This is a genomic window from Micromonospora sp. NPDC003197, from assembly GCF_053590565.1.
On sequence record NZ_JBSFTE010000045.1, the window covers coordinates 19,464 to 30,638 of the forward strand.

Consider the following 11,175-nt stretch of genomic DNA (forward strand, 5'->3'; position numbering starts at 1 on the left):
GGGCTGACACCTCTCACGATGCCCCTTCGGGCAGTTTGAACTGCTCACGCAGCAGCCGAGCATCAAGGCGTGCGTTCCGCCCGTTGTCTATCGCGGTCAACACCGGGTAGTTGTCGACGTTGAAGATGCGTTGCAGGGTGTTGACGAACCCACCTGCCCGAGCTGGGGCTTCGCCTGCCCGATCCGCGAGCACGGCGGTGGGCAGCACACCGTTGGCATCGAGCAGTGCCCGGAGTGCCGCGCCGATCTTCTGCGGCGACACCGGCCGGGGAAGCAAACCGCGTTGCGCCTTGAACAGCTCCGTCTCAAGCAGAAGGGTCACCAGATCACGGTCACCAACCGGCGGCTCCGCAGTAAGCGGCGGCTCGTCACCGGGTACGTCGAACAGCGCCTCGCCGGCTACGACCGGCGCCTTCCGGCGAGGCTTCGGTACGGGAGGCAGGGGCACCGCCGCAGAGGCGGACTTCGTCGCCTGCCACCAGTCGGGATGCCGTACCTCGATCGCAGTCCAGCCCGTCGGCGCATTTTCGACGTTGGGCATCAGGAACGCCAACAGTGGAATGGTCACCTCGGCCAACGATGCACCACCGTGATAGCCAGCCCTGCTGGGACGATATCTCAGCTGCGGATCCCAGAGCGCGACTATCCGGTGGTCCGCAGCGACCACTCGGGGGCCGGTCAGCTCGATCTCCCCGGCCCGGACGACACCCTCCCCGGTACGGTGTCGGGCGGAGAGTGCGTCAGTCGCCCGAAGCTGCTCGCCGCCACGTTCGAGGACATGGCCATGATCACTGGTGATGATGACAGCGCGCCCAGCGGACCGGGCAAGATTCAGTAGGTTACGCAGGAAGCCGACGTCGTCGAGCTGCCAGCCGGCCTCATCACCGTCCCGGCCGTAGGCGAGTGAGTCATCCACCGCGTTGATCACAACCGCGACGAGGTGTTCCGGGGTGGCTATCGCGTCGGCGAGTTCACCCGAGAACACCTCTCCGGCACCACCTCGGGATGGCCCTTTGTGGAATATCCGAGCGCCGCTTCCCCACCGCCCCTTGGCGAAAATCTGCCTTTCGGTCTCCTGCGTCCCGCTACGGAGGGTGCCCGCGAAAAGGGAGGTACGGGACACCGAAGTCAGCGTCGGCAGCGCGGCGACCACTCCTCTCCGGCGGCTCCGGCCAACGCCTCTCGGGTCGTACTCCACCCAGTGCTGGGACAGTTGATCAGCAAGTTCGACCGCGACCGCAGCGCTCATTCCGTCGAGTAGCACCAGCAACGTCGGATGATTGGCCCGGACCAGCGGCTCAACAATGCGAGGCAGTAGGTTCTCGACGGTCAGTAGGTCGCCGTCGCTGGCTGGACCGGCGGTGGCCCAGGCACCGAGGCGGCGCGCGAACGCCGCATCGAGGTCACGTCGACGCTGTGCTGCCCGGTGGTAGATCTCCCGCAATGCGGCTTGCAGCGTCGGGTGGACCTCCTCGCCGGCCCAGACGTGGTTCAACGCGACGTCGACCCAGCTCCACTCCGCGATCTGCCGGTCCACGCCATCGGCGACGCTGACCGGGAGATCCACGGCCGTGTCGAGCCAGCGGAGCAACCGTAGCGCCATCCGGACCTGACGGACCCGTTCCGATTCCGCATCGGCCAACAGGTGCGCGGCGAGGCTCCCAACAGCCGACTCCAGCTCCGGGGTGACGGTGCTCCGAACGGCCTCCAGCATCGCCTCGGCGGCAACGCCGAGACGGTGGGTGAATCCGGACCGCAGGATCGCGCTGTGCACCCCACTGCCCTTGGCGCCAAACTGGATCAACAGTTCCTCGGCACGGTCCAGAATCGCGTGTCCCTGCCGCCGAACGGCCAACTCACGGTCAGAAACGGCGAGCATCGCAGTCACGACCTGCACGGCTGCCCCGGCAAACCCCCGGATCGTGTCATCGTCCCGATCCAGGTCACCGAAGTACTGGTCAATCCGGCCCTGCGCCCTGGCGTCTGGAGCACGCGGCCCCCAGACCTCGGCACAGACCAGGCCAAGCGGTAGGGCGTCCGGGCCGTGCCCGGCTGCGACAAGCGCAAGCAGCGCCTGTGCCGGGTTGCCGAGCTGCTCGACCAACCATCGGGACAGGCCATCGCGTTCTGCGAAACGCAACTGGCGGAACGCCTCCACCGCAGCGGGCTCAGAGCTCCACCACAGCAGCATCGCCACGTCCAAGCCCTCCGGCCCACCGCCGAAACGGTCCAGGCCGAGGCGTACGGCGGCGAGGTGCCGCATCGCGACGTCCCGGGTGAGGATCGCTGCGGTGAGCTTCGGCCATCCGGTGGGCGGCATCGCATCAAGAAGGGCCTCACTGGCCCAACTCTCCGCCTCCAGTGCGGTGTCCGGTGACTGGACCCCAAAGGCATCCATCACAAGGTCCCAGGGTTGTACCGGAATCAGCCGCTGCCGAAACACTCGGCTGCGTATCCCCGAACCGAGCTGGCACTCCGGCAGGTCCGTGAGAAGCACCAGCACCTCGTCGTCCCGTTCAGCGACCAGATGCTCCCAGATGGCGAGCGGTGACAGGCAGGGCACAACCCGTACCGTCCGGCCGTCGGGCAGTGCGAAGACCGGCTCATACGGCCACGCCGGCTCCGCGCGAACCACCATCACCGGGTACGCGTCCCCGTTGCGGTGCCGGTCGAGCTGCTGGGCCACCTTCTGGCCGAGCGCCACCGGGTTGATCCGCAGGGCCGGCATATTGGCTGGTGCCAAGGTCACGACACGATTCTCCAGGTCACCTCGATGGTGCTGCCACCATTCTTGCCGGCGAACACGCGAAGTGCGGCCAACACGGATTCGAGATCGTCAGCCGACACCCTGGTGTGGCCGCTCGTCGGATCCGCCGTACCGCCTTTATTACCTGCCCCTCTGCCTTTGCCATCTCGGCCATCGTCGTCAGGAGGTAGGGGTTTCTGAGTTGCCCGACGCAACAGTGCCGTGGCGTCGGCCTGGGCATGTCGCAGCGCGGGCGCGAGGGCTGCGGTCAGCTCGTCGACCCGAGCCGCCTCCCGCAGCCGGGCGAAGATCGCTTCGGCCTCCTTCACGTACGGCTCTGGCAGGCTGGCGACGATCTCGAAGGTGTCCCACGGGGCGGCGTTGAGCGCGTTGGCTACCACCTCCGCGCTCATGATGCTCTTTCCGGTGCGGTCGGCCGGGCCTGGCAGATCAGCGCGAGCAAATCGTTCGATGATCTCCACGGCAGAGCCACCGGTGTGGATCGCGTCCAGCAGATCGGCGGCACCGCGAGCGGTAGCGAGCCGGCCGGTGGATGCCGCCTGGTCGAGCTGAAGCTGCGCCGCGTGCGACTTGAGGTCGGTGACCAGGTCGTGGGCCTTGTCGCGGTGGAGTTTGGCGCATTCAGCCAGGTCACGGCCGAAGAGCCCCACCAACCGGCCCCGGAGCAGTGCCATGGGCTGGATACCGAAGATCGCCGCAGACCGGCTACGCGCTACCTCCCAATCCTGCTCGCTAGGCAGCCGCTCTTCGCGCAGCGTGTGATCGGCCGTGATCCGGCCAATCTCGGGAGGCGGGTTGACCACGCCGCCGCCATAGTAGAAGGCCCGGTCGGTCTGCTCGGCGAACATCGCCACGACAAGCTGGGCGACGTTCGGGTCGAGCCCCATCGGGTGGGGCTCGTCGATCCAGCGGTACAGGTCCCGGACCCGCAGTTCACCGTGGATCCCCTCACTCGCGGCCTTCTGCTGGAAGTGCTGTGACCACTTCCCCTCGATAACAAAGGCCGCCTCGTGCATGACGCCGAGCCCAAGTGGGTTGGCAATGCGTCGCATGGTCTGTCGGTGCGCCCGCTCGACCTCGACCCGCCCCTCGGGGGATTCAACGGCACGGCGCACCTGCTCAAGCACGGTCTTGACCTCGCCGAGCCGTACCGGTTCGTTCTTGCGATCTGGGTCGAAGTCGGGGTGGGCGGGGAACTGGTGACTGAGCATCTGGTCGCCGATGCTGCGTAGCGTGTCGTTGAAACTCGCCCCCATGGGCAGCATGGGAGTCAGTGCCCGGGTCAACGACAGCAGGTGATCGTCAAAGCCGATCCGGACGTCGGTGGGCTGCTTCGCGGCCAGCCCGTACGCCTGACGCAGCACTCCGCGCATCTTGACCAGCAGCGCGCTGCGTTGGTTGGCCAGGGCGGCCTGAGCCCGTCGCCGGTCGTCGGGATTCAGGTGTTCGGCGTGGCTGTCGAACCGCTGCCCTTCGAGCAGCTTGTCGATGATGATGAGCTTGCCCAGCTCGTTGAGCCGTTCGATGGTCAGTGCGGCGGGAATCCAGCAGACCGTCCGCGGATGGATTCGCCCGGTCAGCTCCTGCACCCGCTGGCGGTCGTCCGCCGGACCGTGACTGCCGTCATCGAACGGATAGTCGATGATCAGTCGCCAGGCACTCTCACCGTGAGGATGGAACGCCTCGTCTCGGATGTCGTTCGGGTCTCGCACATTGCCATAGACCAACTCGATGCTGCGGCGGCTGCCCCGCCAGGTGAGACCGGCCTCGGCAAAGAACGAGTCGCTCCAGGGCACCCCCATCTGCTCCCAGAGCAGACGCTGCACGATGTGCTTGCGGGCACCATCGTTGTCGTAGTGCTTGGCGGTCGCGAGCACACTGTCGACGTCCACGCCAACCAACTCCAACGACACCACCGGGTCGTCGCCCTCACCGATCCGGATCTCGGCGAACTGTCCGGCCCAGTCGGCGAGTTTCCGGTTCACCTGGGCTACCTCACCGCCAGGAATCGGACTGGTGATACTGCCGTGGTTGAGGGCGGAAAGCCTGCGGGCGGTCAGGTTACGCAACGCCGGGACGCTAGGGGCGAGCGCGCTCAGCAGCAGTGTCTTGATCAGCCGGTCGTCGCCGGTAAAGGCCCGCACCCGACCACTTGTCGCGTCTGGCAGTTCAACGCCCCGGCGCGCCTGGTCGAGGTCGTCTTCGGTAAGCCCGTACTGCCCGAGCAGATGGGGCCGGAGCTTCGTCTCGTACAGCTTCTGGGCCATTTCGAACTCGGCCTTGAGCTTTTCGGTGAACGGCTGGTCGCCACCGCCGCTGATCACGTCATAGAGGTCACCGAGTGGCACCAGTTGCCCGAGGCGCAGCGTCTCGCGGCGGTCGACCAGCAGTTGGCGCATCAGCTTGAGCGCGGTGCGCGAGCGTTGCAGCGCGCTGGAGACGTGCACCAGGGTGGAGATGAAGGCCGGGCTGAACGGGTACGTCGCGCGGAACGCCTCGATGTCGGCACCACTGCCGGAGTCACTGCCGAGGAGGGTGTCCCACACCTCCCGTCGTACCTTGGTGGCTTTGCCGAAGGCGTCGGTGATTGCCTCCCCGGCGGCGGCGTCCCGGGGTTTGAGCAGCCGCCGGCGGGCAATCTCGGGAAGGTTCCGATCCTCCAACTTGATCACGTCGAACCGGCCACTGGCCAGGTTGAGGGTGTCCTGGTAGCTCAGCTCGTGGGCCCCGGTAACCTCCTCGCCCACGAGTTCCCGCAGGTCACGTTGGCGGGCAATGAAGCTGATGACCGGAATCGGACGGCGGGTGTCGCCGCCCTCGACAAAGTTCGTGATCTTCTGGATTTCCCGAGAGACGAACTGCTGGTCACCGATGGAGTTGGCGAGCCAGAGAATCAACTCGTCGAGGAAAAGGATCAGACCGTCGTAGCCGAGCGCCTTGGCGTGCCCGCTGATCTCGGTGAGCCCCCGGTCGAGCGAGACGAACGCCTCCTTGTCCTCCCGCGCGTTGCTGAAGAAGCCCTTGTTCCAGGTGGTCAGCAGGTCGTTGACGAGCTTGCGACGCAACTCCTCGGAGTAGGCGGCGGCGAACGCCTCGTCCAGCCGTGCACCGGTCCAGAACTTCTCGCTCTCGCCCCACTCGTCCTCGGCGTCGCCACCGGGCAGGCCTGCGATGAACTGCTCGTCACCGATCCGTTTACGCAGCTCAGCCGCCTGCTCCAACAATGCGTCGGTACGGTGCACCGCAGGGATTGGCGCGCTGGGATGCAGGGCGAGCACCCGGTCGACATATCCGCCGAGGACGCGCTGCTCCAGCGAGCGGGCATCGAGCAGGTGGTATGGCACGAGCAGGAACTTTCGTCCGTCCAACCAGGCGCTGTGCTTGGCGACCAGCGGCGCGAACTCGTCCCGGCCACGGGCAACCGACTCGCCACGCAGCAAAGCGTGCAGCACTGCCATGAAGTGCGACTTACCGGAACCGAACGAGCCGTGCAGGTATGCCGCCTTGGAGGCGTGTCCCTCGACCGCCGACTTGATCAGCCCGAGCGCCTCATCGAAGTTCCCCACCAGGCGGTCGGTGATCACATAGTCGCGAAGCGTCGTTTCGGCGTCGCCGACGCTGTCAGCGAGCTTGAGCACGAAGTCACTGGTGCTCGTCCGCTCCGGGATGTCGATGACTTCCCGGAGGAGCGGCGGAAGAGTGGGCTGCGGCATACCGCCTACCGTACCGAGGCTCGAGGGTGAGGCATTGAGGGACACAGCTCGCCACTGTCGACAAACCGGCTATAGATCGGCGGCTGGCCGGCTGATGCATTCCGGCACCGATGGTGCAGCCGATGGTCGACGGGCACGTTCATGGCGCCAAATGGCGTAGTCGAGATCCGTCGGTGACTTCCGGAGTAGCTCCGCAGCCTTCATGATCAAGCTGACAGCAACCGAAGGAGTCACATCCCTACGGCACCGAGCGCAGCCGCCACGAATCGACAATCCATGCGGTCGGCCCTCACGCCGGGGCAGCCGATCAGCATCAGCAGGTAGTTCCACGACAGACCGGAGCCTTGTCCCGGCACGGCCAGCCACAGCTTACGAGCCAGCGCCGCCCTGCCCTCGGTCACCAACGACCGGAGGTCAGCACAGCTGTCTACCTCCACCTCTTGTCGCGCGCAGGCTGTGAACTCATGAACTCAGCCGCATTCAATCTGGCAGGATTCCAGCGTAGTCTTCATCGAACCAGTCAGCGGTGTTGTGCTTTCGCAGCTCGCCGCCGACCCGGGTCAGCATCAACCAGTTGCCGTTCAGCACGAGCGCGGCATCCTCCGAGCGACCAGCCAAGATGCGACCGACCGCCGTGATCATGTTGAGCGTCCCCTTTTCGGCAAGGGTGTCCTTGCGCATATGGAAGTTAACGTCTACATACGAGGCAGGCTCCCACACCCAGAGATCTCCACCGTCGTCTTCAGCGTCGTAGTAGCCGCTACTACCCGACGTGATACTTACGGCGTACCCGAGTGAATCGGAAAGGTCAGCACTGAGCATCCGCGCGCCCGACAGTGTCGAGGCCTCAACAGCGGTCGGAGCCGCGAGCTCCGCCACCTGCTCCAGGGGGATGTTGCCTGCAAGCGTCAGTCGGTAATCGATGGACATCTCTACAACCTTCCTCAGTCTCGCTTGACGATCTGTACGATCGCACCGCTCCGCGTCACAGCGACAAGTTCCTTCAAGTCGGAGACCGGCCAGTCATCGAACTGCTTCTGCAGGTCGGATAAGTCACCCTGCCAATCCTGAAGATTCAGGGCCACACGCTGAGCCTGCCCCTCATCAACCTTTTTGGAAACCTCGTTCCAAACGCCACGCACCGGCTTGTGTGAAGTGGGAGCGTAACAATCAAAGACATGACCCTCGATCAGGAAGTCAGGAGATCGCCCCGGATCACCAGAATCCCCAGTGTTACGCCGAGCATCGCTGATTTCCTGCTTATTAGGATTCTGGTGAATCCGGTAGCCCTGCTCAGCGACGCTGTCAGCACATTCATTTTCCAGCTCGAGCGCACGCCGTTGCGGAGGCTTGTCGTTCGGCGAGATTCTGGCCCGCGACCCGGTCGGCGACCCACCGAGGATGCCGGTCCATCGTCGGGTCCACGGTATCCCTGCGGCGGTTCCACGAGAGGCTGCAACGTCACCATCGGAGCTTGTCAACCTCGAAGCCTCGGCGGAAACACGGGAAGGGCTGGTCGGCGTCAGGCCGCCAGCCCCTATCAGTTTCCGTGCGACACGAGGTCGCGCGGCGTAAGTGGATACACCATGTGATGGATCGGAGAGTGTTGCCGATGGTGTGATTCCGGGCCAGTGTCCGTTGGCCCGTTCCCGCCCTGACGTGCGTAGCTGGTAACGGCTGGGTGCGAAGCTCGGGGTTCAAGCCGAAGGACTCCCGCACCATCCGGGGGTTACGGGTGAGGGGAAGGCTGGACGGGTGAATTGATGTGAACCTCTGTATGCCTCGTGAATCAGGTTGCCGTCCGAGATGGTGTGTGGTTGGGCGGTGTAAGAAGGGCTGGCCGTGGTAGAGCGGCAGGCGGCGGTCGAGGAGGAAATGTCGGCCGTGTGGACACCGTCGCCCTCGGGGTAGAGGAGGCACCCACCCCAGCTGGGTCTTACGCGCGTGGAACGTGGAAACCCCGTCCGGGTCCGGTCGCTGCTCGCGGCCGGTAGACCACCGTGAGGGAAGTCGATGCCTTGGCGGGAAAGGATGGTCCAAGAAGCGAATGCCGGTGGCCGAAAGGCAGCGGGAAACCGGGACGGCAAAGACTGGTCTGTGACCCAGTCGTTCCCGGCCAACCGGCCGGATACGGGTTGATGCCCGGACCCGAAAGGGTGCTGACGTGGACCAGGTGAGCCTGTGAAGAGACGAGGCACATGGTGCTGCAACCGACGGACAAGTTAGACGCCGCGCGATCGCCTTCGGGCGACGAGACGGTGAACGGACCGGAGGGCGGGATCATCGACTGGGACGCGGTGCATTGGCGTGCGGTCGAGGACGACGTACGGCGTCTACGGCTACGGATCTTCTCGGCGTCGAAGGCAGGGGATCTGCGAAAGGTACGTAACTTGCAGAAGTTGATGCTGCGGTCGCGGGTGAACACGCTGGTCAGCGTGCGCCGCGTTACCGAGCTCAACGCTGGCCGCGCGACGGCGGGCATCGACGGTCGGCTTGCGCTGACCTCCGAGGACAAGGCCGGGCTGGTGTGGTGGATCGACCATCATGCCGACGGCTGGTCAGCCCTGCCGGTCAAGCGGGTGTTCATCCCGAAGGCGAACGGCAAGCAGCGCCCACTGGGTATTCCCGTGATCGTGGACCGAGTGCTTCAGGCTCGGGTCCTCAACGCGCTGGAGCCGGAGTGGGAAGCACGGTTCGAGCCGAAGTCGTATGGCTTTCGGCCGGGCCGGGGCTGCCATGACGCGATCGAGGCCATCCACGAGGTCGTGAAGGGCAAGAACCCGAAACGGACCTGGGTCCTCGACGCCGACCTGGCGGCGGCGTTCGACCGCATCAACCATGACCACCTGCTGGCCACGCTCGGTGCTTTTCCCGGACGGGGACGCATCGCCGGGTGGCTACGGGCCGGTGTGGTGGACCGTGGTCGGTTCGCCCCGACCGACGAGGGCACACCTCAAGGCGGGGTGATCAGCCCACTGCTGCTCAACATCGCTCTACACGGGATGGAAAAGGCCGCTGGAGTGCGCTACGAGGGACGCCGCGACGGTCGGATAAAGATCGACAAGCGGTGTCCCGTCGTGGTGGTTCGGTACGCCGACGACCTGGTCGCCTTGTGCGACAGCCGGGAGTGCGCTGAACAGGTCAAGGCGCGGCTGGCCGCGTGGCTGACGCCGCGTGGTCTGGTGTTCAACGAGGACAAGACCCGTATCGTCCACGTTGACGACGGGTTCGATTTCCTCGGGTTCACCATCCGCCGTTACGGCGATCGTGCCCTGACCACACCCAGCAAAGCGGCCGTGAGACGGCTGCGGGAACGGCTACGCCGCTCGATGAGAGCGATGCGCGGCGCCAGCCAACTGGACGTCATTCTCGCGATGAACCCCATCGTGCGAGGGTGGACGGCCTATTACCGCACGGCGGCGTCCAGTGCCACGTTCGGCACGCTGGAACACTACATGTGGCAGCTGACCTACAAGTGGGCCAAACGCCGCCACCAGAACAAGTCGAAGCACTGGGTCACGGCCCGGTACTTCGGCCGGTTCAACCCGGGCAGACAGGACAACTGGGTGTTCGGTGACCGGGAAACCGGCGCTTACCTCCGGAGGTTCTCCTGGACCAAGATCGACCGGCACCAGATTGTCAAGGGCGCGGCCTCACCCGATGACCCCGCCCTCGCCGAATACTGGGCCAACCGACGCGCGAAGGGACCGACCCTGCTCAGTGGGCTCGACCGCTGGCTGCTACGCCGCCAACACGGCCGATGCCCCCGCTGCGGGGACTACCTGCTGCACGCCGATCAGCAGCCAGCCACCCCACGAGAGTGGGAACAATGGCTGCGAGTCATCCGGAAAGCGATGACGAAGGGGAACATCGCACAATCCGGAACCGGCACCCCGGACGATCAACGCCATCTCATCCACGCCGACTGCCTACGACGACAACCCGTCCCCGGCAGCGGCCCAGCACCCCTACCCGCCCCAACGCCCTCGGGGCTTGCTTGAGCCGTGTGCGGTGAAAGTCGCACGCACGGTTCTGAGGGGGCCCCGGCATAGCAATATGCCGGGGCTACCCGACCGAGGCCCCCAGCTGGCGCGCTTCGGCCGTCGCCACCTCGACGGCTTGTCGGGCCTCAGCGGAGCGTTGGACCACAAGCACCACCACCTGCTTGATGTTGTCCAACGCCGACAGCATCGGACCCGGCTGACCACCCTGAAGGACCGTGGCAACGAGTCGTTGGGCGTGACCTATCTGGTCTATTACGCCAACTGCCGCTTGGTGGAGGCCGCCCACGGCATTCTGGACGGATGCAAGCCCGGCAAGCGTCTCCTGCGGTGTGCCGCTGCCAGGAACGGCAGCAGCCAACTTCATGGCCTCACCGGTCGCGCCGGCAAGGCCGTTCAAGCCACCTTGAATAGTGCCGATTGCCTCCCGTACTCGAACCATTCCCGCCGCCAACGCAGCGAAGCCAGAGCCAGCTGCCCGTAGCGCCACCTCCTGCGCCTGTTGGTCGGCTGCGGCTGCGCGCCCCTGCGCGGCCTCGACACCAGCCTTGAGGGAGGCCAGCTCACCAGCAATCTTTTCGACGTGTGACATGCAGGTCCTAAGGCGTGTTTCAGAAGTGGTGGGTTTGATCAAGGTCACGGCGTGGCGGTGATCGACAACTGAAGAGGTCTCCGGTATCTGGTTCTGCGACCA

The 11,175-nt window shown here is 65.4% G+C and carries 7 protein-coding genes; 1 reads left to right on the top strand and 6 read right to left on the bottom strand.

The features are described 5' to 3' along the window. Positions 1-13 precede the first annotated feature (13 nt). From pglZ to ACWDV4_RS30040, 5 genes are all read right to left on the bottom strand, one after another. Complete coding sequence (pglZ, locus tag ACWDV4_RS30020; RefSeq protein ID WP_449985673.1) at positions 14-2,749, bottom strand: BREX-2 system phosphatase PglZ; 2,736 nt, start codon at positions 2,747-2,749, stop codon at positions 14-16. Further along, the gene (gene pglY, locus ACWDV4_RS30025) at positions 2,746-6,480 is read right to left on the bottom strand and encodes a BREX-2 system ATPase PglY (RefSeq protein ID WP_449985676.1); all 3,735 of its coding nucleotides are present in this window, start codon (positions 6,478-6,480) and stop codon (positions 2,746-2,748) included. Before pglY ends, pglZ begins: the two co-directional genes overlap by 4 nt. A gap of 230 nt (positions 6,481-6,710) precedes the next feature. After that, entirely contained in the window at positions 6,711-6,884 is a 174-nt protein-coding gene (locus ACWDV4_RS30030) for a hypothetical protein (protein WP_449985678.1), read from the bottom strand. A 76-nt stretch (positions 6,885-6,960) separates the two neighbouring features. Next, the gene (locus tag ACWDV4_RS30035; protein ID WP_449985681.1) at positions 6,961-7,410 is read right to left on the bottom strand and encodes a SitI3 family protein; all 450 of its coding nucleotides are present in this window, start codon (positions 7,408-7,410) and stop codon (positions 6,961-6,963) included. A 14-nt stretch (positions 7,411-7,424) separates the two neighbouring features. Continuing rightward, positions 7,425-7,847 carry a CdiA C-terminal domain-containing protein gene (locus ACWDV4_RS30040; protein ID WP_449985692.1) on the bottom strand — a complete coding sequence of 141 codons (423 nt, stop codon included), beginning with the start codon at positions 7,845-7,847 and terminating at the stop codon, positions 7,425-7,427. An 891-nt stretch (positions 7,848-8,738) separates the two neighbouring features. Here ACWDV4_RS30040 and ltrA point away from each other — a divergent pair. Then, positions 8,739-10,481, top strand: coding sequence for a group II intron reverse transcriptase/maturase (gene ltrA / locus ACWDV4_RS30045; protein ID WP_449985684.1), 1,743 nt, complete (start codon positions 8,739-8,741; stop codon positions 10,479-10,481). 64 nt (positions 10,482-10,545) lie between these two features. Here the strand turns inward: ltrA and ACWDV4_RS30050 are convergent, their stop codons facing one another. After that, positions 10,546-11,073 carry a DUF6244 family protein gene (locus ACWDV4_RS30050; RefSeq protein WP_449985694.1) on the bottom strand — a complete coding sequence of 176 codons (528 nt, stop codon included), beginning with the start codon at positions 11,071-11,073 and terminating at the stop codon, positions 10,546-10,548. Between the last annotated feature and the right edge of the window lie 102 nt (positions 11,074-11,175).